Source organism: Constrictibacter sp. MBR-5 (assembly GCF_040549485.1).
Lineage (GTDB): Bacteria > Pseudomonadota > Alphaproteobacteria > JAJUGE01 > JAJUGE01 > Constrictibacter.
The window spans coordinates 24,114-47,601 of sequence record NZ_JBEPTK010000021.1; the positions used below are offsets into that span (position 1 = coordinate 24,114).

Sequence of the window (23,488 nt, forward strand, 5' to 3'; positions counted from 1 at the left end):
TGCATTGACGCCTCCGAACATGAGACGGGCGGGGCGGCGGGCCTTCGTGGAATGTTCCACCCCGGCCTATGCAGCGATACCAGCTGCCGATCTGGTTCCGTGATGCGAAACCAGACCTACCCCAAAGATTACCAGGACGATGCCGACTAGTTGCGGCCACTGCAACGTTTCCCCAAAGAAAAGAGCGCCTATCGTCAGACCAAAGATCGGGATCAGAAAACTGAAGGCGTTTGCTCGGTTGAGCGGTATCTTCTCGAGCACTGAGAACCATAGCCAGTAGACGAGCGCAGTACCGAACAGGCTGAGTGCGAGAAGGATGCCGATGAACGTGACCGACCAGCGTACCGTCGACGGCTCCTCCGTGCCCCAGGCGATTAGAGCGAGGGGGACGCTGCCGATCAGCATCTGCAGGCCCATTGCCATGAGGGGATCGACCTTGCCGGCGATGCGCTTGATGCCGACGTTGCTGACTGTGATGCCCAGTGCAGCAAGGATGATATAGGCGACGCCGAAAATGTAGTTATCCCGCCCCGGAGCGATAAATTGGGGCGCAGCGATGCTGAGAATGCCGACGAAGCCGAGTGTCAGCCCCGTCATTCCTCGCGCCGTGAGCCGCTCATTGAGAACCATGCTTCCAAGCACGGCCGCCAACAACGGTTGGGTATTGCCAATCACTGTCGCAAGGCCGGGGGAGACGAACTCCGCGGCGTGGAACATTCCCAGAAATCCTAAGGCCGTCGCGCCGAAGCCGACAGTGGCCACAATTGACCAATGGGCAGTCCCCTTCGGTAGCGGCCTACACAGTACAAGCGCCAGACCGGTCAGCGTCAAGCCCGCGAGAAAGGCCCGACTGGCGGCGAAAGTCAGATGCGGGGCGTACGCGATTCCGGCCGCTATGAGAGGGTAACACATGCCCCAAAGCAGCATGACCAGAATGACTTGCGCGATCGTTAGAAATGACACCCTGTTGCACCTAATGCTGTCCAAAGGCAGTTCGTCCGCGCATATTCATCTTGGCTCCCGACTTCCCGGCGGTCCTTCACAAGCGATCGGCCCATGACGAAAGAGCACAGCCCCGCTGCGTTTAGCTTAAAGATCGCCGGCTTGGCTAAGGGGAGATAGAACCATTTTGAAGATTCGCATCGATGTAGAAGAACGTGGCGGCGCGGCTGTAGGACGGGTTGCGCTTGGCACCGATCGGAAGGACGCTCCTGCCGTGGCGCCGTTACACTCAGTGGTATACTGTGCGCCCGTTCTTGGTCCCTGTGGCCGGCCCGCAATCGCAGTTCCGGAAGCCGTTGCCGCAGCACGTGGGGCGGCGCTCCCCAATTTTCTCTCTCAGCGATCTGCGCGCCCGATGCAGGCGGACACCAACATTGTTGGAAGTGAGGCCGAGGTCGGCAGCGATCCGCTCGCGCGGCTCCTCCTCAAGATCGGCGCGTCGAACAATCTCGGCATAGTCTGGCCGGAGTGTCGGAACGAGGTCCTGGACGCAGCAGCATGGGTTCTCAGGCTGGTCCGCGCGCGGTTGATCCGTCGGCTCGGAAGCCTCAGCTTCGTGCGCAGTCTCGACCCGATGCCGCGTGGCGCGGCGCCGATAGTAGTCGATTAGCGTGTTGCGTAGAACATGACGGAGCCAAGCATCGATCGTGCCGGTAGTCCCAGGATTCTTCGTGGCTCGCAAGACCTTAACGCAAAAGTCTTGAAAGGCGTCTTCGGCATCATCCGGACAGCTCATGCGCCGTCGCAAGAAGCGCAGAAATTCGGATTGGCACTCGGCCAGGCGCTGCATAGGGGCAGCGTCGGAAGCGCACCTGTTGGACGGAACAGCATTTGGCCGTGAAACAGTTGGCATTGCGGTGATTCCATGCAGGTGCAGAGGCTCGGCGAGCGGCATCACGGCGCGGGCAGGGCTACCCAAGCCGCCAGCGCGTCGGTCAGACGATCGCGGAGAGACGAGGCGGTCGGAACTGGCGTTGTACGATCTCAGAATGAGCACGATCCGCCGGAGCCGGCGCCCAATTACCGCGTACCGGCGCACGGCAGAGTATCGAGAACTTTACAGGCAAAACGGCACAGGACGCCGCCGAGCCGCAGTGCTGAACCGCAGGCAATCCGGCGCACGTTGCGCGATCGGGTTCCTCGGGACTTACCTGGTTCGCCTCTACCGCCTCCACCTCGGAAGATGAAGGGCCAGCGTGCACCATGTGCAAACCCAGACCAACTACGATCAGCAGGGAGAGGAGCAACTCCACCCGAATTCGCGGCACCGGCCCAATCCTCTTGAGTCGCTTTGCCTTGCAGAGGTGAACCTGCGAAAATCCGCGGCACCGTCGGGCAACCTTGTGCCGCGGAGACCAGGTTCGCATTACCTCACTCAACATCGCCGTGCGAGGTGGAGTTCCCGAGGCCGACGAGAATTGTCCCTTCCTCTCAGGAGTTGGGGCCTCCGGCAAACCCGGGGCGGTTCAGTCTCGGTCTTCAAGGCCGTCTATATCGACAAGCGCGAGATCAAATGCGCCTGTGTCGGCGGCTCGAGCAACGTGCCCTTGGGCTTCGTCTCCCTCACCGAAAACCTGATGATGATCGCCATGGCGATCTGGATGTCAATCCGGATGCTCTGGCTGGCGTAGTTCCTCACCGCCGCACCTGCAGGGTATCGGCAGGCGCTTCCTGTTCGTCATGGACACCGCGCCGACGGTTAGGCCCTGCTCCTGCTGGACCGATCACATTATCACGGCATCGTCCGCCACGTGAGCTATGGCCGATATTGGGTGACGCGGCGGTCAGGCGGCGTGGTGTGCTGACGTCGTGTTGACGGCGACGCCGTCGGCGAATTTGACGCCTTCGATGATCATGGGCAACCGGTTTTGTCCCTTCAGCCGGCGCCAGGTCTTCGAGGCGGCGATGACGAGCTTGAAGACCATGATGCGGGCGGTCTTCTGCGAGAGGGCGCCTTTGGTGCGAACGGTGCGGTGCCTGACGGTGGCGAAGACGCTCTCGATCGGGTTGGCGGTCCGCAGGTGGTCCCAGTGCTCGGCAGGGAAATCGAAGAAGGCCAGGAGCGCCTCGCGGTCCTTTACCAGGCATTCGGCGGCCTTGGCATACTTGATCCCGTATTTCTCGACGAAGACCTCGATGGCGGCTTCCGCCGTCGCCCGGTCCGGTGCGTCGCGCACCTCGCGCAGATCGTCTTTCATTCCCTGCTGGATGGACTTCGGCACCTTGTTGAGGATGTTGGCGACCTTGTGTACCCAACATCGCTGGTGGCGGGTCGTCGGAAACAGCTCGTCGAGCGCCTTCCAGAAACCGAGGGCTCCGTCCCCGACGGCGATCTCCGGCGCGACGGACAGACCGCGGGCCTTCAGGTCGACCAGCAGTTCCCGCCAGCTCTGGGTGCTCTCGCGGACGCCGACCCGGAAGCCGACCAGTTCCTTACGGCCTTCCGGCGTGGCGCCGATGACGACGAGCATGCAGGCCGCAGTGTCCTCCATTCTCGCCTGGAGATACACGCCGTCGGCCCAGATGTAGACATACCGCCTGGCCGAGAGGTCCCGCCGTTGCCAACGATCGTAATCGCTCGTCCACTCTTCCTTCCGCCCGATAACCGACGGCGAAAGGTTCGGCGCCTCGCTTCCGAGGAGCGCTGAAAGAGCTTCCTGAAAGTCGCCCGTCGACACGCCGCGCAGATAGAGAACCGGCAGAAGAGCCTCCAGGCTCCGCGTGCGCCGCGCCCACTTCGGCAGGATCGCCGAGGTAAAGGTGATCCGCTCTCCATCCACCGCGCCGCGGTCGCGCAGCTTCGCCCGTTTTACCGGCACCGGACCGATCCCGGTCTGGATCATCCGTTCCGGCCCATGGCCGTGCCGCACGACACGAGCCCGGCCATCGGCAAGCCGCTCGTCCCTCATCGCGGCCAGAAATGCCTCTGCTTCCGCCTCGACCGCCTGCGCCAGCAGACGGCGGGCACCGTCACGCAGAATGGATGTCAGGGGATCGTCGACATCGTCGGGGTGCTGAAAAGCGACAACAGTGCTATCCGTCGTCATGGCGTATCGCTCCTTCGGGAGGTTCTGGCAGGCTGGTTACCCGCCTCGATACGCCGCCTTCCTCAAACCGTCATCACCCAGCTTCGGCCATAGCTCCCGCCACGTCGTTCCCAGCCCGAAGGCCCCATCGTCACGCCGATGATGCGGTTGCAGGATCTCGACCAGACGAAGAACCTGACCGAGACGCAGCCGGACACTACCCCCGGTGCTCGAGGTGGCGCACCTGCAGAGGCAGATTTCCGCCGCGCCCGGCATTGTAGATCGAGACCGGCACGGCTCTGCTCTTAAGAAGGAGCGCAAGCACGATCTGAATCCCGATGGTGCGTTTTCCATATGCCCGCCGACGCCGCGGTGTCGGCGGGCGTCGTGCTCGCGCCTGGCGGAATGATGGCCACCGGGTGGCTCTGGCTTGACCCCATGGGGATCAGCCTCGTCATCGCGTGTAGCGTTACGGCTACTGAAATCGTCGCTTGGCTGGACGCTGTGTCGGGTTTTTGGTCGAGAGAGACGCGGTGGAGGCGTGGTTGCTGTTCGACGCGGGCGTTCCGTCGGCCCACGACCTCCACATCTGGTCTCTGAACACGACGTCAAACGCGCTGACAGCACACCTTTTCCGTGATGCCCGACGGCCATCCGGGCGACGCCGTCCACGATCGAATCCCCGACGGCCTCAAATACCGCGTCACCATTGAACACGCTGCTCTGCAGATCGAGATCCAGTACGACCCCGATTACCAGCTTTGCTCCGCCGGAGGTCATCTGACCCGAACGATCGTCCGGCGGGGGCGACAGGTCACCGTTCCGTCGGCCCCCGTCGCCGCAATCGCCAGTGCAGGCGACCCACATAGAGCAAGAGCGCGAGGGCCGTCAGTACCTCCGCGAAGATGGCGAGATGAATCGCCATTCCATACTCGGAAACCGGACCGTTGAGCCGGGATGCGGTGTAGTGTCCCAGTACCACGAAATTCAGGGCGCAATAAATGTACGTAAAATATGCCGCGAGCATCGGGTGATTTTTCAGAAACAGCCAGAATCCAGCAATGCCGAACAGTAACATGATAGCAAGGAAGCTTAGGATGTGCCACGGCGCGGTGGTCGGTAGATCGGGATAGGCATTCAGACGGGCGACGTTGTCCGCATAGTGGATGAGAGTTGCGACGAGATTCACACCGAAGAGGACGGTCAGCGCTCTGATGACAGTGGTGTTCATCGGCGACCCCCTTCGTCAAATCGCTGGCGGTGATGCCCGCCCTCAGCCCGCGTGCAGCCGTGCCACGAAGTTCTCGACCACGTGCACGATGGCCTCGGGCGCGCCTCCGGGATCAGGTGGCCGCCGTCCGGTTCGGCCGGAAGCGCGCGCCGGGAATGGCGGCGGCGAGGGCGCGGCCGCGATCGATCGGGATCCAGCCGTCCGCCTCGCCCCAGACCATCTGCACCCGGCACGGGCCAGTTGGGATCCGGTGCTTCCAGGTCGATCATTCGGAACCTCACGCCGTATTGAGTGCCGTCTTGGTGCGATGTTTCCGGGAAACATCGCACCAGGTTGGGTCACGCGCCTCCAGGCGCGACAGCGACAAGGCCCGGGTATAGTCCTTCTCGTCGGGCAGAATGTCGGGGATGGTGGCCTGGAAAGTCGGCGTGAACCCAGCCGACGCCGCCTGCAACAGGAAGATCAACACATAGACTTGCCAGACCCCGGTCACGAAGGGCAAGGCGAGCGCGACCCCAGCGCGGATCAGATCCAGCGCGACCAGCATCCCGCGGCGCGGCAGACGTTCGGCAAAGGCCGCTGCGATCGGGGCCAGCACGACATAGGCCACCATCTTGATCGCCAGAGCGGTACCCAGCACCAGCCCCGCATCCGCCCCCGCCAGATCGTAGGCCAACAGGCCAAGCGCCACTGTCGCAAGTCCGGTGCCGAGGAGCGCGATGACCTGCGCCGCGAACAGGTGGCGATAGGCGCGGTTGGCGAGCAATCGCAGCATGAGGTGAACCTTTCAGGCGGCGCGTGGCGCAAGCAGGATGATGCCGGCGCCGACGAGACAAAGGGCCGTACCGGTCATGTTCCAGGTATCGGGCCGTTGGCCTTCGATCGCCCAGAGCCAGACCAGAGAGGCCGCGATATTGACACCGCCATAAGCCGCAAAGGCGCGACCAGCAAAGTCAGACGGGGCGAGCGTCAACGCCCATGCAAAGGCCGCAAGCGAGACGATGCAAGGCAGAAGCCACAGCGCCGAGGCCCCGGGCCGCATCCACGCCCAGACGGCGAAGCAACCGGCGATCTCGGCAAGCGCCGCGGCGGCGTAGACCGCAAAGGCCGGAATCGCGGTCATTTGGCCGCCCCCGAACCGGTCTGGGCACGATGGTCGTCGGCGCACAGCGCATGGTCGCTCAGCACCTCGATCACTCTGCAATCCGCGATCGTGCCCTGGGCGCATTGCGCGATCATCCGTTCCAGCTCCGCCTTCAGAGCTGTCAGCCGTGCGATACGGGCCTTCACCGTGGCGAGCTGTTCGGTCGCGATGATGTCGGCAGCGGCGCAGGACTGGTCGGGTCTGTCGGAGAGGCTGAGCAAGTCGCGAATCGCCTCGAGCGGAAATCCGAGATCGCGCGCGTGGCGGATGAAAGCCAGTCGGTCGAGCGCCTTTGCCCCGTAGAGCCGCTGGTTCCCGGCGCTGCGTTCGGGTTCCGGCAGAAGCCCGATCTGCTCGTAATAGCGAATGGTCGGAACCTTGACGCCCGCCGCTTCGCCCAGTTTTCCGATGGTCAGCATCAAATGTCTCTTGAATCTATAGTTGCTAGAGACATTAGGTTATCGACTCGATGGAGACAATCGCCACGTTTGGCGGGACGGGAAAGCACGATGACGACGCGCAATGTGACAAGCTGTGTATGGACAGTCACCGGCATGGACTGCGGATCCTGCGCCGGCAAGATCAGGCGCGCGCTCGAGCGCCTGCCTGGGGTCACCGATGTCGACGTGGCGCTGATGTCCGAGCGGCTACGCCTTACGCTGGACGAAGATCAGACGTCACGCGATCACGTCGAGACGGCGGTGAAGAAGCTGGGATTCGGCATTGCTTCCAAGGGGAGTGCCGCCCCGCGGAAGGGTTTCGTTCTGCCCGATGGCACATTTCCTGCCGGCGCCACCGGCGATGCCGCCCTTGCACCCGAAACTCCGCAAGGCGCTTCGGGTCATTCCGACGGCCCGGCTGCACGCGACCCCTCCTGGTATCAGACCGGTAAGGGCCGCCTGGTGATTGGCACCGGCGCCCTGCTGGTCGCGGCCTGGGCTGTGAAGCTTCTGGCCTCCGGCGGCATCGCGAACTGGGCCTTCATCCTGGCCACGCTGATCGGTGTCGCACCGATTGCCCTTCGCGCCATAAACGCGGCACGCGCGGGCATGCCCTTCACCATCGAGATGCTGATGACCATCGCGGCCAGCGGCGCGCTGGTCATCGGCGCCGCTGAGGAAGCAGCGCTGGTGGTATTCCTGTTCGCAGTGGGCGAAGTACTGGAAGGGGTCGCGGCGGACAAGGCTCGCGACGGGATCAGGGCGCTGGCCCGGCTGGTTCCCAAGACGGCCCTTCTGGAGGTTTCCAGCAAGACGCGCGAGGTGCCCGCTGAAAACCTGAAGATCGGCCAGACGGTTCTGGTGAGGCCGGGCGACCGGGTGCCCGCCGATGGCGAGGTGATCGAGGGCGTCTCGGGCGTGGACGAAAGCCCGGTCACGGGCGAAAGCGTGCCCAACCTGAAGGAACCCGGCCAACCGGTGTTTGCAGGCTCCATCAACACCGAAGCAGCCTTGCGCGTGCGCGTGACGAAGGCGGCAGAGGACAATACGATTGCCCGCATAATCCGTCTGGTCGAGGAAGCGGAAAGTGCCCGCGCCCCGACCGAACGGTTCATCGACCAGTTCAGCCGCATCTACATGCCTGCGGTGGTGGGCCTCGCTCTCATGGTGGCCATCGTGCCGCCGCTGGCATTCGCCCAAGCTTGGGACACGTGGGTGTACCGCGCGCTGGCGCTTTTGCTGATCGGCTGTCCCTGCGCGCTGGTCATCTCGGTTCCGGCGTCCATCGCCTCGGCATTGTCCGCGGGAGCACGGCGCGGGCTTTTGATGAAGGGCGGTGCGGTGATCGAAGCCGCGGCCCGAACCACGCAGGTAGCCTTCGACAAGACCGGCACGCTGACCCTTGGGCGCCCCCGGATCACCGACATCGTGCCAATCAGCGGATCGCAGGCCGAAGTTCTGTCACTCGCCGCAGGGATCGAGGCGGGCTCCAGCCATCCGCTGGCCGAGGCGATCCTGTCCCGCGCCGAGTCCGACGGTGTCGCACCGCTGCCCGCATCCGGCGCCCGCGCACTGCCCGGCAAGGGCGCCGAAGCGATGGTCAGCGGTGTGCCTGCTTGGGTCGGCTCGCCGCGCTTTGCCGAGGCGTCCGGCGTTTTCGACGATGCCGCGCGCCGCACGGCCGCCGCGCTCGAGGATGCGGGCAAGACCGTCGTGGCGATATTCCGCGCGGATCGGCTGGTCGGGCTTCTGGCCTTGCGGGACGAGCCGCGCCCGGACGCAGGCGACGCAGTGCGTCAGCTGAAGGCGCTCGGCGTTGGGGCGGTAATGCTGACCGGCGACAACGCCCGTACCGCTGCGGCGATCTCGCAGGCCCTCGGAATGGAACACCGCGCCGAACTGATGCCAGAGGACAAGGTCGCCGCGATCCGCGAGATGGTGGTGCATGGTCGCGTTATGATGGTGGGCGACGGGATCAACGATGCGCCTGCGCTGGCCTCGGCCCATGTCGGGGTCGCCATGGGATCGGGCACCGATGTGGCGCTCGAGACCGCCGACGCGGCGCTTTTGCGCAACCGGGTGACGGATGTCGCAGGAACGATCCGGCTCTCCCGCGCGGCCATGGCGAACATCCGCCAGAATGTGGCGATCGCGCTCGGCCTCAAAGGGGTGTTCCTCATCACGACCGTGCTGGGCGTGACCGGGCTCTGGATCGCGATCCTCGCCGATACCGGTGCCACGGTTCTCGTCACGCTCAATGCGCTGCGTCTGCTGGCCTTCAATTCCGAAAGGGAGGCCTGAGATGATCTCGCCGTTCAGCTGCGGGTTCTCGCGGCGAAGATCAGGATAATATACGAGCCCAGGGCGCCCAAATCCGGCCCGTGGCCCTGACCCGCAAGACCGCCTTGTTCGCCGGTCATGAGGTCGGGGCCGAGAACTGGGGCTCCTCGCCTCCATCGTCGCTAACTGCAAGCTGAACGGCGCCGATCCCGTCGCCTACATCCCCCACACACTCACCGGCATCATCGACGGCCATTCGCAGAGCCCCATCGATGATCTCATGCCGGGATCGTCCTTGAGGACGAAGATCATGGGCTCGATCGGCATGTTACCCACGCGATATGGCGATGGGCTCGCGTCGCCCTTTATCTCTCGCCGGTCACTACCTGCGACCCGCTCAGGGTAAGCGATCACGCTGCTCCGGCCCGTCGACCCCCGTGGCCGGTCGCGCCCCTGTGGCGCCAGGAGAAGGGGAAGGGGACGTTACCGCACAACGGTTTCTCGTGGTATGCGCGAGAGGTATGGTGCTCGGATCGTTCGAATTATCCTCCGTAACAAAGGGAGCCTCTTTGACCGCCACGAATTTCGACCCGCCAGTGGAGGTTGAAACCCCGCAGGGTGTCGGGCTCATCCGCTCTGTCGAAGAAGGCCTGGATTGGGTCGAGGAACTGCTGGCCGACGATTACCCGCCCGCGCTAACTCGCGCCCTAGGCCATGCTGAGAAGCGGCTGCGCTTGGCGGTCGGCTCGCAGTCTCCTGCCATCGTTGGGGCGGCGAGAGTGACCCTCCCGGGTCGTGTCCCTGGGAGTGGTGTAGGAGCGAGCTGCCACTGAGGTGGCCATCGCCGGTCTTCGGCTAGGGTTCGGTTGCGAAGCTGAACCTTGAGCAGGAGACGACGATGACCGATGACAGGATGGCCCTGATCGAGCTGATCGAGAAGGGTGCGGATGCGGACCTTGTGCGCGAGCTTCTGGCCTTTGCGGCCGATCGCATGATGGAGCTGGAGGTGGAGGCCAGGACGGGAGCGCCGGCCGGCGCCCGCAGCGCCGAGCGCCTGACGCAGCGGAATGGCTATCGCGAGCGCGCCTGGGAGACGCGGGCCGGGCGGATCGAGTTGGCGATCCCGAAGCTGAGGAAGGGTTCCTACCTTCCCTCGTTCCTGGAGCCTCGACGGACCGCCGAGAAGGCCCTGACGGCGGTCATCCAGGAGGCATACGTGCACGGGATCTCGACGCGGGCCGTCGACGACGTCGTAAGGCGATGGGTGACTCCGGCGTGTCGAAGAGTCAGGTCAGCCGGCTCTGCGAGGAGATCGACGAGCGGGTGAACGCCTTCCCGAACCATCGAGGGCGCCTGGCCCTATCTGTGGATCGACGCCACCTACCTGAAGGTTCGCCAGGCCGGGCGGATCGTGTCGCTCGCCGTGATAATCGCCGTGGGCGTGAACACGGATGGGCGCCGCGAGGTGCTCGGCGTCGCCACGGGCGCCTCGGAAGCCGAGCCGTTCCGGAAGGCGTTCCTGCGCTCCCTGGCCGACCGGGGCCTGCGCGGGGTGAAGCTCGTCGTCGCCGACGACCACAAGTGGCTGCGGGCAGCGGCGGCGAAGGTGTTCAGTGCCACGCACCAGCGGTGCCGCGTGCACTGGCTGAGGAACGCGCTCGCGCACGTGCCGGCGAAGCAGCGCCCGGCGGCGGTCGCCATGCTGAAGACGATCTTCGCCCAGGACAGCGCCGAGGCCGCACACGCCCAGTGGCGGCAGGTGGCCGACGCCCTGCGCGAGCGCTTCCCCAAGCTCGCCGGACTCCTGGACGGCGCCCGTGAGGACGTGCTCGCCTACATGACGTTCCCGCGCGAGCACTGGCCACAGATCGCCTCCACCAACCCGCTCGAGCGCTTGAAGGGCGAGATCAAGCGGCGAGCCGATGTCATCGGCATCTTCCCCAACGATCGCGCCGTCGTCCGCCTGGTGGGGGTCCTGATGCTGGAGCAGAACGACGAGTGGGCGGCCAGCCGCCGATACATGAGCCTGGAGTCGCTTGCAGCACTGAGCGATGATCCCGTCCTCAGGTTGTCCGCCGTGGCCGCCTGATTACCCTCGGACCCTGCCGAGGACCGGCACTCCTACACCACTCCTAGGGATACGACCCGGACGCTCTCCCTTCGGTAATGCGAGCGCCATACCGAATCACAATACCGCAGGCCCGGCATGCCACCGACGTCGCCCGACGAACAGCGCGAACAGGAGCCGCCCGATGAGCAGTCTTAAGATCGAGGAACCGGAACTTCGACTGCGCTATGGAGTTATCGCGAGTGACGGGTCCAACCGCTGCCTGGCGCTATCGCCCGCCGGACCAGTCGGGACCCGAACGAAGATGCGGGTGACGGCTCATGCCCGCCCAAGCCAGTCCTGGAACGACTGCCGCCGGAGACCCGCCCGGGATGCCCCGGCGTCAGGTGCCGGCGCGATCTCCCACAGCCTTAAGGAGTGACGCCATGCACACGATGCTAAGGAACATGATGCTCGGCGCTACTGCGCTGGCCCTGACTGCCTCAATGGTAGGCGCGGCGACGACCGCCAACGCCCAGACCTCAGCGCCTACGGTCGCCCCGGCTCCCGCGTCGCCGGCAGCGATTCCCGGTTCGAGAGTGAAGGCGCTGCAGGAAGCACTGAGCGAGCAGGGCATGACCGTGACGGCCGACGGCGTTCTGGACGAGGAGACGCGAGCCGCTATCCGAAAGTATCAGTCGCAGCACCACCTCCCCGTCACCGGCGAGCCGGACCAGGCGACTCTCGACAAGCTGGGCGTTGCCGCAGGAAATGCGCGTGGTCAGAGGATGGGCAGTGCCGGGATGTGCCAAGGCGGCATGGGCCAGGGCGGCGCGATGGGTCAGGGCTGCCCCATGATGGGCCAAGGCATGATGGGTCAAGGCACGATGGGTCAAGGCATGGGCCAGGGCGGCATGATGGGGATGATGGGCGACCAGGGCGGAATGCCTGGCATGATGGCCGGCCGTGGCTCCGGCGCGGGGATGGGTTCCGAAGATGGAGGCATGCGCGGCCCGAACATGATGCGTCTCATGTTCGCCCTGATGGACGCGGACGGCGACGGAGCGCTCTCACCGCAGGAGTTTCAGGCGGCGCATGAACGCATTTTCAACGCCGCCGATGGCGATGACGACGGTAGCCTGACGATGGAGGAGATGCAGGGCTTCATGCATGGACCGGGGAAGCCCGCGCGGAGGATGCGCGCCCGTTGAGACGCCCGCGCCGAAGCGACGGGGGGAATAATGCCGAACAGGACGCCGATGGCGGCGAAGAAGAGGAAGGCAAGCAGGTTGATGCCGGGGTCGAACACGGGCTCTGTCTCTTTTTTCGATGCAGTTTGGTGGCTAAGTGGCGCTGATTCACCAAGGGGATCAGCATCATGGCTTCAGGCGCGCGTATCGGATTGTCAAACGGCGTTCAAAGCTGGCTCTGACTCACTTTTCGTGCACCTGGGTTCAGTAAGCTGGAGCGAGGAGGCGGGCTCGGAGCAGATCGAGCTTTGCGCGGCCGTACATCTGGCGCTTCACGAGCTTCAGCCTGGTGATCTGCCCTTCGGTTTGAGCGTTCGACCAAGACTCGGTCAGGGCCGCGCCGACGGCGGTTCGATCGGCGGCGATGCCTTTCCCGAACGAACCGAGCAGGCTGCCGGCGGCGTCTTGGATCCACGAGGGAAGGTCATCCGGAGCGCGGGCCCGCAGCATCTCGTGGAAGCGCTCCGTCAGATCGCGGGCGGCCGCCAGTCTCGGTACGGCGTTCTCGACCGCGGCTACGATGATCGCGTCGGGCCGGGCGAGGTGATCGCGCCTGGTGTCATCAGATGATTGATCATCCGGGCGGATGGGATCTTGCGTGCGGCGGCGCGCCTGACGAATGGAGCGCATCGATCGCTGCACCGCTTCGAGAAACGCGGCGCTGGCGTTCTCCATCAGATGCCAGCGGTCCGCGACCTGCGTCGCCTGCGGTGCGGCCCTAGCCGCTGCCGGGCCATAGCCGCCGCCGCGATCGCGTGAGATGACAGCGATCTCGGGGTGCTGCGCCAGCCAGGCTTCGACGGTGCCGGTCTCGCGATCCGGCAGAAGATCCACGATGCACCGCCGCTCGAGGTCGCAGACAATGGTCCCGTAGCGTTGCCCCCGCTTCCAGGCCCAATCGTCGATTCCCACGACACGGAGAGGCTGCGTGTTGCTGACCGCGTGCCGACGGACGACGCGCAGCAGCGTGTCCTTGCTGACCGGGAGCATCAATCGGCGCGCCAAGTTGGCAGTGGGAGGTCCACCCAGGGCGATGCCGAGATGCCGGACGATGACTTCGAGCCGCGACGTCCGGCGAGCGGACCTACCGGCGACCTCTTCCCCCAGCTGCTCGTTGAAGGTCTGGCGAGGGCAATCCGCCCGGCTGCATCGGAATCGCCGAACCGCGATGCGCAGCTGGACGATCCTCCCATGGGAAGGCAGATCCAGCAGGCGACGCCGATAACGGCTGTGTACCCGGTCGGATTTCTGTCCGCAGGCAGGGCACATCGGGACGGCAGCCCGGCAGCGAGCGTCGATCAGGATCCGCTCGGATCCGATCTCCATGTTGTCGATCACGAGACCGCCCGGCGAGAGCGACTGGAACCGTCCATACCCCATGGCAAGCACTCCGATCATGGATGCCTACCAAGTGTAGTAGCCCTGCACGAAATGCGCGTCAGAGCCAAACTTGCACGCCGAAACACATATCGGATCACCCATCCCGGCTGGGTTGACGGTAACGGAGGTCGTGCCGGGCACCGGGTCTGCAGCGGTCGAAGGCAGTGCCACTGGTGGCGGCAGTGCGGCCCGCTCGCCGAGCGGCAAGTCCAACGCATCGGATCCGGTGCCGATGAAGACAACCGTCCACCGGGTCCGACCCTGCGCGCACCGGATCCGCTGCTGTCGAGGGCAGCGCGACCGGTGGCGGCAGTGCCCGAGTTGGGCAAGAAGAAGCAATAGAAGCGCCCAGCCAGGCCGGCTTGCCCAGTGCGCAGGCCGGCCTTCTGCTGCGGCGAGCTCTCCAGCATGCTCTTTGCGGATCGGCATCGGCCGATCTATTTGCGCTCCAGGTCCTGGATAAGCGCCTTCATCTCTGCGATCTCCGAGCGTTGAGCCTCGATGATCTGGTCGGCGAGTTTGCGCACGCGTGGATCGGCGATATGCGCGCGTTCGCTGGTCAGAATGGCGATCGAATGATGCGGGATCATGGCCTTCATCCAGGAAACGTCCTCAACCGTCTCCTGGCTACGTACGAGATACAACGCTCCGGCAAAGACCACGACACTCGCGATGATAATAGCGGTGTTGATACCCCTTTTTGGGTACATGCCGAGCATGAACAAAAGCATGATGCAGGCCATGGTGGCACCCATGACGAGTGCCATATAGGCGCGCGTTTCACTGAAAAAGATGTGATCCAGTGCGTAGGTATTCAGGTACATCAGCCCGAACATGACGAGTGTAGACGTGGCGATCATCACGCCGAAGCAGGCATACGATTTCATAAATACTCCTGCGGATAGCATTGTCCTGACAGCATTAACACGTACATGTAAATGCCTATATGTTCGCTATTTTAAGTTTATTGTTTCTCATTCCGCACATCCTGTTTCGCACGGATGGCGATTGACCATGTGCTTTTTACATAGGCCAGAATGGCAATGATCTCCGAATCGTTCAGGACTGTCGCGAACCCCGGCATATCGCTTTGATAGCCCGGAACGATTTCACCGGGACCTTTTCGGGTCATCTCGATGAGCTGGGCATCGCTGTGATGCCAGGTATGGCCCGATGCATCGTGCGGCGGTGCGGGTAGGCGCCCATTGGCTTTGCGGGTACGCCAGTCCGGCTCCCCTTGCAGGTCGGCGCCATGGCAACTGGCGCAGTGCTCCCGGTAGAGGGGCAGGCCGCGTGCCACTAATTGCCGGTCGGCCGCGTCGATCGCGGGGCCGGGGGCGCCCCACCCACGAAGTCCGATTCCCAACGTGGCAGCGACCAGGACGGCGCCGGCGAGAGCATAGCGGCGGATCAATCGCGGCGGCCTCGCCACAGATACCTCGCCAGTGCTGCTATGGCCAAAACGAGCAGGAGGATGAGGAGAAGGCCGACGAAGCCCATACCCCACATCATGCCGCCGCCCATCATGCTGTCATGCATCATGCCGTCATTCCTGGCTGAAGAGTGCTGCGGGACGGTTCAATTCGTAGATGCTGAACGGCCCGGTCTTGCTACCGCCCATGCCGGGGGAGCCGGCAGGCATACCCGGCAGTGCGATCCCGGCAATCGTCGGCTTTTCAGCGAGAAGCCGCCGCAACGCCGTGGCCGGCACATGGCCTTCCACGACATAGTTGCCGATCAGGGTGGTGTGGCAGGCTTGCAGGTCGTCCGGGACGCCATGACGCGCTTTGAGATCAGCGAGATCGTCCGTGGCGACGACCTCCACGGCAAACCCTTCCGCCTTTAGGTAGCGTGCATAATCGAGGCAACAGCCGCAGTCGGGGCTGCGGTAGAGGGTGGCCTGGGTCGCCGCAAAAGCGGCCGGCGCCGTCATCAGCCAGGCGAACAGGAAAGCAAGGATGCGCATATTTCGGACTCCGTAGGATCTCGGGCGTAGCGGTCCCCGGCGGAGGTTGTCCGCCGGGGATGGGAGGTCAGAACCACATGCGCAAGCCGACGAGGAACGACGTGCTCCCCGCGTCCTCGCCCTCGTCACGGGCGTAGCGGCCGGTTTTGCCGACCTTGCGCTCGTATTCGACGCCAATATACGGCGCGAAGTCGGGTACGAACTCGTAGCGCAGGCGCAATCCTGCCTCGAAGGTGGACAGGCCCGCTCCGATGCCGAGCTCCGGCACGTCCTGGGCGGCCAGTTCGATTTCGGCACGGGGCTGCAGGATCAGCTTCTGGGTGATGAGCTGGTCATACTCGGCCTCGATGCGGGCGGTGACGTCACCCTTTTGCGAGACGAAGGCCGCGGTATCGAGCTCGAAAAAGTAGGGCGCAAGGCCCTGCAGGCCGAGCACCAGGTAGGACCGGTCTGGACCATCAGGCCGGTAGTCCTGTCGTCCACCCGCCTGAAAGTCGAACCATGGTGTGATCGCCCGGCTCCAGAGCGCCTGGATCTCGGCATCCTCGAGCTTGCTCCCGACCGTGCCTTCGCCCTCGGTCTTGATCCAGAGCTTGTCGATATCGCCGCCATACCAGCCCTGACCGTCCCACAGATAGCCGTCTCGCCCGTCCCGAGCCCGGTACTCGAGCCGGTCGGCCATGATCTTGTAGGCGGTGAGGCCGCCCTGTTCGGTACGCAATGTCTCGCGCGCACCCGCCATGGTCTGGGGATCGAAGACCGTATCCGCCGCATGACGCGGCCCCGACGTGGCGGCCGCCGGCGGCGGTGCTTCCGGCACGGAGGGAGACGGATCGCTCATCGCATGGCCGGCCTGCATGCCGGACATCGGTGTTCCGCTCCCCATTGCATGAGCTGCATGCGGATCCGCCTGGGTGGCCGGCGGGGTGTGGCCGGTATGCGGCATCGATTGTCCCGACATCATCGGCATCGCCTGATGCCCCGCATGCGGATCGGCTGGCGCGGGCGCTGCCGGTACCTGCGCCGGTGCGGCTCCATGGCCAGCATGGGGGTTCGCTGCACCCATTCCTGTCGATCGCATGGTGTCCATACCGGAGGCCGGCGGCGGTGCCGTCATCGGCATGCTGTGGCCGCTGTGCTGCGCATAGGCAGGGGCAGCACCGAGCAGCGCGCATGCGGTCGCGAGGCGGGTGAGGAAACGACCCATCGTCATGCCGGGCCTCCATCGAGCGGCCGCACGGTCACGACGTTGAACATGCCGGCATGCATGTGGAACAGCAGATGGCAGTGAAACGCCCAGTCGCCCGGGGCGTCGGCCGTCAGGTCGAAGGTCACCTTGCTGCCCGGCAGCACGTTGACGGTGTGCTTCAGGGGGTGGCTGCCGGGATGGCCGTTGACCAGTTCGAAGAAATGCCCGTGCAGATGGATCGGGTGCTGCATCATGGTGTCGTTGACCAGGGTCACGCGCACACGCTCGTTGCGCGCAAAGCGGATCGGCTCGACCACCTCGCTGAACTTGCGGCCATCGAACGACCACATGAAACGTTCCATGTTGCCGGTGAGATGGATCTCCATCTCGCGAGAGGGCGGGCGTCTGTCGCGGTTAGGGGTGAGTGCCACCAGATCGCGATAGGTCAGCACGCGGTGCCCGACATTCTCCAGGCCGAGGCCGGGATGGCCAGTTCGGTCCTGCGGCATCGCCGCCACCATGTCGACACCGACGCCGACCTTCATGTCGGGCGGGGCATTGGCGGGATCACGCATGCTCATGCTGCCGTGATCCATGCCGGCCATCGCCCCATGGTCCATACCGGCCATGCTGGTCCCCATACCGGCCATGCCCATATCCTCCATACCGAGGGTCGGACGTTGCCGCAAAGACGGGACGGTGGCCGCCATGCCCATTCGCGGCGCCAGGGTACCACGGGCCATGCCGGACCGATCGACCGATTCCGCGACGATCGTGAAGGCGCGATCCTCGGTCGGTTCCACAATCACGTCATAGGTTTCCGCGACGGAGATCTGGAACTCCTCGACGGTCACCGGCCGGACATTCTCTCCGTCGGCATTGACCACGGTCATGCGCAGGCCCGGGATGCGCACATGGAAGATCGACATGGCGGAGGCGTTGATGACGCGCAGCCGGACCCGCTCGCCTGGCCGGAATAGCCCGGTCCAGTTCTCTTCGGGTCCATGGCCGTTGATCAGGTAGGTGTAGGTGGCGCCGGTGATATCGGCGATATCGGTCGGATCCATCCGCATCCCGGCCCACATGGAGCGACCTTTGAGCCCCATCTGCTGTTCGGGGTTATCCTGCTCGAACAAACCCGCCAGCGTCAGGTTCTGGCGGTTGAAGTAGCCGGCCTGCTGCTTCAGCGTCGTCATGATCGCGTGCGGATGCATGAAGCTCCAGTCCGAGAGCACGAGCACGTGCTCCCGGTCGTAAGCCACCGGATCGGGGGTTGCTGGGTCGATGATGATCGGCCCGTAATGACCGAGCTGTTCCTGCAGACCGGAATGGCTGTGGTACCAGAAGGTGCCCGCCTGCTTGACCGGGAACTCGTAATGATAGGTTTCACCTGGCCGGATGCCGGGGAAGCTGATGCCCGGCACCCCGTCCATCTGGAAGGGCAGGAGCAGCCCATGCCAGTGGATCGAGCTGTCTTCGTCCAGGGTATTGGTGACGTCGAGGCGGACCGTACGCCCTTCCTGCAGGCGCAACAGCGGCGCCGGTAGCGTGCCGTTGACGGTGATCGCTTCGCCGGTCCGGCCACCGACGCTGAACGGACTGCGACCGATCCGCAGGGCGATCCTGTCCCCGAAAAGCGTCGAGATATCCGGAGCGATGCCACGGGTACCGCTGCGGGCCCAGGCGGGGAATAGGGGGGCGAACATCGCCGCCGCCCCCACTGCCGCGCTTCCTGCAAGGAAAGCGCGGCGGCTGATCAAACTGGTCATCACAGCACCTTCAGTTCGCCAACCATGCCCGCCTCATAGTGGCCGGGCACATTGCAGGCGAACTCCAGGGTCATGCCGCCGGCGAACCGCCAGATCAGCTCCTTGGTCTCACCCGGACGCAGCAGCACGCTGTTGGGATCGTCGTGCTTCATCATCGCGCCATGGGCACCGCCGCCATGGCCCATGTTGGCGTGATCGGTGACGATATCGGTCGCGGTCAGCATGCCCGCCTCCATCATCGCCATCATCTCCTTCTGATGCTCGGCGTGTGTGACGGCGGTTCCGATGTTGAACTCGTGCAGCAACTCGCCGCTGTTGGTCAGCACGAAGCGGATGGTCTCGCCGGCGCGTACCTTGATCGCGGTCGGTTTGAAGAACGTGTCGCCGAGCTCGACATTGATCGTGCGCGTGGCGGGGTTGGATTTGGCGGGGGCGCCGATGCTTTCGCCGTGACCGGGACTGGCCTGGGCCGGGAGGGTGGTGAAGCCGAAAGCGCTGGCGAGAAGGGTGGCGGTCACAAAGGACGCGCGCATGGATGCGGTAGGCATGGTTGTACCTCTTCCTGAGCAGGATGGTGAACGACAGGACAGAGCAGCACGCCATGGGCTGGGCGACGGATCTTCTTGGATCCGCTCACAGCATCAGCGATGGGAGTGCTTGCTGGTCCGGGCCGGCTAGGGCCCATGACCGCCGCGGTACGGCGGTCAACTCAGATCGAGAGGCGGGGGGGTCGCTCCAGTCGGAACCGCGCGTCCTGCCAGATCCATGACATCCCGCCAGCGATACGACCGGCCACCGGGATTGGCGCATAGAGGTCAGGAAGAATGGTCTCCATCGCAGCATGGCACGACGCGATGCTGCAGCATGAACCTGACTGATGCGCTTTTGAACCCTGATGCGCGTGATCGATGGCGCCACCGTGATGGTCCATCGTTGTGGCGGTCGCCTCATGGCAGGGAAGAGCTGAATCCGGCGTAGCCGCAGCCGCTGAACCCGGAAACGCCACAAAAGCCGCGATTCCGATCAGGAAAAGCAGCCCCATCATTCGCAGCGCGGCGAGCCACGCGCTATGCGGCACATTACGATTCACGATATGATATTAGGGATTACGTCTCAACAAGTCAAGACGAGCTCTAGGCTCGATCAGGTTCAACCTCTTCTGCACGCGAATGCGGTCTCGTTGCGCATAACGCTATCGGGCGCATCGATTCACCCGATGCGTCCTAGAGCCGGGAAGGCGTCGAGCAGCCAGTAGGACAGGGCGCTAAGCCGTCCGGTCGCCATCGCGAGGCCCATCAGAACCATTATTCCGCCAGCGACCTGATGGAGGCGGCGTCCGATTCGGCCGATGACCCGCAGCTTTCCCGCGATGCTGTCCGTAAACGCGGCCACGACCAGAAATGGAACCCCGAGACCAGCCGAGTAGACCGCCAAAAGGGTGATGCCCTCTTCAACCGTTGCGCTCGTGGCGCTGGCGGTAAGGATGGCGCCAAGGATCGGACCAATGCAGGGCGTCCAACCGAAGCCGAAGGCAAGCCCGAGAATATAGGACGCGACCGGCTGTCCGCCTGGCAGATCGGGGTGAAACCGCAACTCGCGCTCCATAGCGGAGAAACGAGCCGCTCCGATCATGAACAATCCGAACACGCTCACAATGGCGCCGCCGACGAGGTTGAGCTCATAGCGCCAACGGAGGAGCGCCTGCCCCAAGGCCGTCGCCGAGGCGCCGAGGATGAGAAAGATGGTCGAGAAACCCAGGACGAAGCAGAAGCTCAGCCAGACTGCATTTGCTCGCGACGGCGCCGCTCCGCCGGACACCGTACGTCCCGCAATGTAGGAAACGTAGCCCGGCACCAGCGGCAGGACGCAAGGGGACACGAACGAAATCGTGCCGGCCAGCAGTGTTGCTAAAACTCCGAGGAGGGAGATCTCGACCATCATGCGCCCGGCCGCACTCCAAGAGCGCCTCGCGGGAGCCGCAGGGCCGCAAGGTAGGCGACAGTGGGAACGATCACCCATTGCAGCAGCGGCGTGAGACCCGTATCGACGATCGGAACGACCGGCATGATGTCCCGATAGGCCCACGCCGCTCGAACGACGATGTTCAGCCATTCACTGAAGACCGTGTAGGCAACCCCGAACGCCACAGCCATGATCAGGACCCGACGTACCCGTTCGAAAGGCCACGCCGCATTCCCAACCAGGAAGAGCGACAAGAGCATCGTGCTCATAGCGATGAGAATGTCACCTCCCGTGCAATGCACGATCGCGAAAGCAATGTCGCCCCAGGTTCCCTCCAGCCAGATGGTGTAGAGGGGGATGTGGCCGATCTCCCAGATCAGATGTAAGACGGCCGAGAACAGCATGTATCTCCGGAGAACCCGGAGCCACTCTGGTGCGGATGCTCCGTGAATGGCCACGCTCGTCATCTGATCAGCCCCAAGACACGATCCAGAAGACCCGGCTCAGGCGGGCGCGCGTTGCTCAAGCCATTGATGTAGAGGACCATGCTCACATAACCGAACTCCTCACCGTGGAAGATGCCGGCGTGACGCCCGCCGCGGTCGAGCACATGGGCCTTCGGGCTGATCCCTTCGCGCGAGGAAAGGTCGGCAAAGCGTGCGGCCAAGGAAGCGGCTGTGGCGCCCTTGGACGGTTCGACGGTGATGATGTTTGACGCGGTGGAGTTCTCCCCGCCGTCGCCGGCCTCGGCAACCACAACGAACGTAACCAAATCGCGCATCGGTGTGATGTTCACCGCCTCCCGGACCCGAGCAAGTAGCGCCTGCTGCGCAACGCAGGAGGGCGCTCCGCAGCCTTCGGGTGCGAAGCTCAGGACCACGACCTGATCCGAGAGACGGCCAAGATCGAACGGTTCGCCGGAACCATCGACGACGTCGAGATCCGGCGGACGCCGGACATCCGTCGCCTCGAAAGCGGGCTCCTTCTCCGCCATGACTTCGTCGAGCCGGTCTTCTGGATGGTTAGCCAGGGCCCGGCCCGCAAGAAGCACTGCCGTGAGGAAGACTACTGATCTCACGGCCGTTCCTCTGTGGGACCCATCGCGCCGGGGCCGAGGACCGGGACCGCCACCGTCAGCTTGCCCGCGACCTCGAAGACCAGCGTCAAGAGGAAGGTCTCGCCCTCCTCGAGTTTCCGCGATAGGTCCATCAGCATCAGGTGCGAGTTGCCTGGGGCGAGCGTCACTGGTGTGCCGGGAGAAATGTCCAGGCCTTGGATGTTCACCATGCGGCTTACGCCCGCAGCATTGGTCTCGACCCCGTGGAGCATCACGTGTCCGGCTGCCGGACTCGTCACTTGGAGCAAACGATCGGCCTCACTGCTGGTCAGGGTGAGGTAGGCGGCGCCTAGTCGGGAGGCGAGAATGCTGGCGCGGGCCCAAGGATCGGTGACAAGGATCTCAGCCTGCGCGACCATCGGCATGGCTAAGGTGAGTAGGGAGGCAGCGAGCAACTTCATTTCTGCTGTTCTTCCTTTTCGACCTGCATGAGGACTTCCTCGGCGACGGCCTCGGGCGGCTGGTCGCGTTCCCGGAAGACAGCTTCCAACCGCCCGTCAGGATCCATCAGATAGATGTGGCCGGCATGCGCCATCATGTAATTGCCAGGCGCGGTTTTCTCCTCGACCCGCTCGTACCAGGTCCGGAAGCTTTGCGCTGCGTCGGCCACCTGCGCCTCGGTGCCGGTCAAACCGACGAGGCGGGGATGGAAGGTGGAGACGTATTCCGCCATCACCGGGACGGTGTCGCGCGCCGGATCGACGGTAATGAAGAGCGGCACCACGCGGTCTGCTTGAGGGCCCAGCAGATCGAGCACGCTTGCCATGTAGGCCAACGTCGTCGGGCAAATGTCAGGACAATGGGTAAAGCCGAAGAAGACGAGCTGCCATCTCCCGGCGAAATCAGCCTCCGTCACGGCACGGCCGGTATGATCCGTCAGTGAAAACTCCGAGCGGATGTCCGCTTCTCCGAAAGAGGTCGCCTGGGGTACTTGTGGCGCCATGTACGCGCGCAACGTCAGCGCGCCGCCTGCCGAAAGCAGGAGAACCACCGCGCCGCCCCAGACCGCGAGCCGGGTGCGCCGTAGACGGCGCGTTCTGATGTTTTCGGTCATTGTTCCAACTCAGGCCGTTGCCCGCCCGGGCCGCGGCCCGGGCGGGTGACGGCTCAGCCCTCCTGCGGCTCGGCTTTGGGCGCCTGCATCTGGTCCGTCATGGCCTGCATCATCTCGGTGCAGGTCTCCATCATCGGTCCCATCTGCTGCATCATCGGCATCATGCCCTGCATCCCGGACATGCCCCCGCCCATCATGCTGCCGGGCATGGCGTCCTGGTTCTGCACCATCTGACCGGACATCTGGCCCCCGGCCTCCTGCGCAAGGGCGGCCGTGGTCAGGAGCACCGCCAGAGCGGTTGCAGCGAAGCCGAGCTTACGTGTGGTGTTCATCATCTTCTCCTTAAGGTGTTTGGCTATTTCCTCGTCGGGTCCGGCTCTCCGGCCGGATTGCTCTTGCTCGCGCAAGATTTCGAGCCGCCCATCATGCAGAGCCCCAGCCCGCACATGACGGCGCAAGGGGCGAGGCTCAGAATTAGCGGCGCCGCACCCACGGCAGTGAGCCAGCCCCAGTTGAGGGCGAGACCTGCGCCGATCAGCACCATCGCGGCAAGCATCAGGCCTCGGCGGCCCAGAGGCAGTCGCAGCGGGATGGCCCAGGGTTTTGCGGACATGGTGGTCGTCTTCGACAT

26 protein-coding genes and 1 pseudogene are annotated in these 23,488 nt (G+C 64.3%); 5 read left to right on the forward strand and 22 right to left on the reverse strand.

Translation table 11 applies throughout. The features are described 5' to 3' along the window. Window positions 1-66 precede the first annotated feature (66 nt). Window positions 67-963 (reverse strand): DMT family transporter, encoded by an 897-nt coding sequence (locus tag ABIE65_RS25290; protein ID WP_354081563.1) that lies wholly within the window; start codon window positions 961-963, stop codon window positions 67-69. Window positions 964-1,231: 268 nt separating this feature from the next. Then, window positions 1,232-1,897: an RNA polymerase sigma factor gene (locus ABIE65_RS25295; protein ID WP_354081564.1), complete on the reverse strand. Its 666-nt coding sequence runs from the start codon at window positions 1,895-1,897 to the stop codon at window positions 1,232-1,234. A 523-nt stretch (window positions 1,898-2,420) separates the two neighbouring features. Between ABIE65_RS25295 and ABIE65_RS25300 the strand changes: the two genes are divergently transcribed. Continuing rightward, complete coding sequence (locus ABIE65_RS25300) at window positions 2,421-2,633, forward strand: hypothetical protein (RefSeq protein WP_502918573.1); 213 nt, start codon at window positions 2,421-2,423, stop codon at window positions 2,631-2,633. A gap of 153 nt (window positions 2,634-2,786) precedes the next feature. On the opposite strand, the gene ABIE65_RS25305 is transcribed toward ABIE65_RS25300, so the two are convergent. From ABIE65_RS25305 to ABIE65_RS25325, 5 genes are all read right to left on the reverse strand, one after another. Then, on the reverse strand, window positions 2,787-4,049 hold the full coding sequence (locus tag ABIE65_RS25305) for an IS256 family transposase (protein ID WP_354081565.1): 1,263 nt from the start codon (window positions 4,047-4,049) through the stop codon (window positions 2,787-2,789). A 793-nt stretch (window positions 4,050-4,842) separates the two neighbouring features. Beyond that, window positions 4,843-5,259 (reverse strand): hypothetical protein, encoded by a 417-nt coding sequence (locus tag ABIE65_RS25310; protein WP_354081566.1) that lies wholly within the window; start codon window positions 5,257-5,259, stop codon window positions 4,843-4,845. Window positions 5,260-5,536: 277 nt separating this feature from the next. Continuing rightward, entirely contained in the window at window positions 5,537-6,034 is a 498-nt protein-coding gene (locus tag ABIE65_RS25315; protein ID WP_502918574.1) for an MFS transporter, read from the reverse strand. A 12-nt stretch (window positions 6,035-6,046) separates the two neighbouring features. Next, complete coding sequence (locus ABIE65_RS25320; RefSeq protein WP_354081567.1) at window positions 6,047-6,382, reverse strand: YnfA family protein; 336 nt, start codon at window positions 6,380-6,382, stop codon at window positions 6,047-6,049. Further along, window positions 6,379-6,822 (reverse strand): MerR family transcriptional regulator, encoded by a 444-nt coding sequence (locus tag ABIE65_RS25325; RefSeq protein ID WP_354081568.1) that lies wholly within the window; start codon window positions 6,820-6,822, stop codon window positions 6,379-6,381. The genes ABIE65_RS25320 and ABIE65_RS25325 overlap by 4 nt, the downstream gene beginning before the upstream one ends. Before the next feature lie 90 nt (window positions 6,823-6,912). Here ABIE65_RS25325 and ABIE65_RS25330 point away from each other — a divergent pair, with 90 nt between their 5' ends. From ABIE65_RS25330 to ABIE65_RS25345, 4 genes and pseudogenes are all read left to right on the forward strand, one after another. Further along, a complete protein-coding gene (locus tag ABIE65_RS25330) occupies window positions 6,913-9,144 on the forward strand; it encodes a heavy metal translocating P-type ATPase (RefSeq protein ID WP_354081569.1) in 2,232 nt (743 codons plus the stop codon). Window positions 9,145-9,298: 154 nt separating this feature from the next. Continuing rightward, the gene (locus ABIE65_RS25335) at window positions 9,299-9,529 is read left to right on the forward strand and encodes a transposase domain-containing protein (RefSeq protein WP_354081610.1); all 231 of its coding nucleotides are present in this window, start codon (window positions 9,299-9,301) and stop codon (window positions 9,527-9,529) included. Window positions 9,530-10,021: 492 nt separating this feature from the next. Further along, window positions 10,022-11,212: pseudogene (locus ABIE65_RS25340) on the forward strand (IS256 family transposase). 404 nt (window positions 11,213-11,616) lie between these two features. Continuing rightward, entirely contained in the window at window positions 11,617-12,381 is a 765-nt protein-coding gene (locus tag ABIE65_RS25345) for a peptidoglycan-binding protein (protein ID WP_354081570.1), read from the forward strand. A 243-nt stretch (window positions 12,382-12,624) separates the two neighbouring features. On the opposite strand, the gene ABIE65_RS25350 is transcribed toward ABIE65_RS25345, so the two are convergent. The 15 genes from ABIE65_RS25350 to ABIE65_RS25420 form a co-directional block, all read right to left on the reverse strand. Next, window positions 12,625-13,800: an ISL3 family transposase gene (locus tag ABIE65_RS25350; RefSeq protein WP_502918576.1), complete on the reverse strand. Its 1,176-nt coding sequence runs from the start codon at window positions 13,798-13,800 to the stop codon at window positions 12,625-12,627. Window positions 13,801-14,237: 437 nt separating this feature from the next. Continuing rightward, the gene (locus ABIE65_RS25355) at window positions 14,238-14,687 is read right to left on the reverse strand and encodes a DUF305 domain-containing protein (protein ID WP_354081572.1); all 450 of its coding nucleotides are present in this window, start codon (window positions 14,685-14,687) and stop codon (window positions 14,238-14,240) included. A 77-nt stretch (window positions 14,688-14,764) separates the two neighbouring features. Then, window positions 14,765-15,214 (reverse strand): c-type cytochrome, encoded by a 450-nt coding sequence (locus tag ABIE65_RS25360; protein ID WP_354081573.1) that lies wholly within the window; start codon window positions 15,212-15,214, stop codon window positions 14,765-14,767. Continuing rightward, a complete protein-coding gene (locus ABIE65_RS25365; RefSeq protein WP_354081574.1) occupies window positions 15,211-15,342 on the reverse strand; it encodes a hypothetical protein in 132 nt (43 codons plus the stop codon). Before ABIE65_RS25365 ends, ABIE65_RS25360 begins: the two co-directional genes overlap by 4 nt. Before the next feature lie 4 nt (window positions 15,343-15,346). Next, complete coding sequence (locus ABIE65_RS25370) at window positions 15,347-15,766, reverse strand: DUF411 domain-containing protein (RefSeq protein WP_354081575.1); 420 nt, start codon at window positions 15,764-15,766, stop codon at window positions 15,347-15,349. Between the two features lie 67 nt (window positions 15,767-15,833). Then, the gene (locus tag ABIE65_RS25375) at window positions 15,834-16,973 is read right to left on the reverse strand and encodes a copper resistance protein B (protein WP_354081576.1); all 1,140 of its coding nucleotides are present in this window, start codon (window positions 16,971-16,973) and stop codon (window positions 15,834-15,836) included. Between the two features lie 2 nt (window positions 16,974-16,975). Then, window positions 16,976-18,724 carry a copper resistance system multicopper oxidase gene (locus ABIE65_RS25380; RefSeq protein WP_354081577.1) on the reverse strand — a complete coding sequence of 583 codons (1,749 nt, stop codon included), beginning with the start codon at window positions 18,722-18,724 and terminating at the stop codon, window positions 16,976-16,978. Further along, window positions 18,724-19,272 (reverse strand): cupredoxin domain-containing protein, encoded by a 549-nt coding sequence (locus ABIE65_RS25385; RefSeq protein ID WP_354081578.1) that lies wholly within the window; start codon window positions 19,270-19,272, stop codon window positions 18,724-18,726. Before ABIE65_RS25385 ends, ABIE65_RS25380 begins: the two co-directional genes overlap by 1 nt. A 661-nt stretch (window positions 19,273-19,933) precedes the next feature. Continuing rightward, entirely contained in the window at window positions 19,934-20,665 is a 732-nt protein-coding gene (locus tag ABIE65_RS25390) for a cytochrome c biogenesis CcdA family protein (RefSeq protein WP_354081579.1), read from the reverse strand. Continuing rightward, complete coding sequence (locus tag ABIE65_RS25395) at window positions 20,662-21,090, reverse strand: hypothetical protein (protein ID WP_354081580.1); 429 nt, start codon at window positions 21,088-21,090, stop codon at window positions 20,662-20,664. The genes ABIE65_RS25390 and ABIE65_RS25395 overlap by 4 nt, the downstream gene beginning before the upstream one ends. Before the next feature lie 59 nt (window positions 21,091-21,149). After that, window positions 21,150-21,764 (reverse strand): hypothetical protein, encoded by a 615-nt coding sequence (locus ABIE65_RS25400; protein ID WP_354081581.1) that lies wholly within the window; start codon window positions 21,762-21,764, stop codon window positions 21,150-21,152. Then, on the reverse strand, window positions 21,761-22,204 hold the full coding sequence (locus ABIE65_RS25405; protein WP_354081582.1) for a copper chaperone PCu(A)C: 444 nt from the start codon (window positions 22,202-22,204) through the stop codon (window positions 21,761-21,763). The genes ABIE65_RS25400 and ABIE65_RS25405 overlap by 4 nt, the downstream gene beginning before the upstream one ends. Beyond that, window positions 22,201-22,857, reverse strand: coding sequence for an SCO family protein (locus ABIE65_RS25410; RefSeq protein WP_354081583.1), 657 nt, complete (start codon window positions 22,855-22,857; stop codon window positions 22,201-22,203). Before ABIE65_RS25410 ends, ABIE65_RS25405 begins: the two co-directional genes overlap by 4 nt. Before the next feature lie 53 nt (window positions 22,858-22,910). Further along, window positions 22,911-23,189 (reverse strand): hypothetical protein, encoded by a 279-nt coding sequence (locus tag ABIE65_RS25415; RefSeq protein ID WP_354081584.1) that lies wholly within the window; start codon window positions 23,187-23,189, stop codon window positions 22,911-22,913. Window positions 23,190-23,212: 23 nt separating this feature from the next. After that, window positions 23,213-23,488, reverse strand: coding sequence for a hypothetical protein (locus tag ABIE65_RS25420; RefSeq protein ID WP_354081585.1), 276 nt, complete (start codon window positions 23,486-23,488; stop codon window positions 23,213-23,215).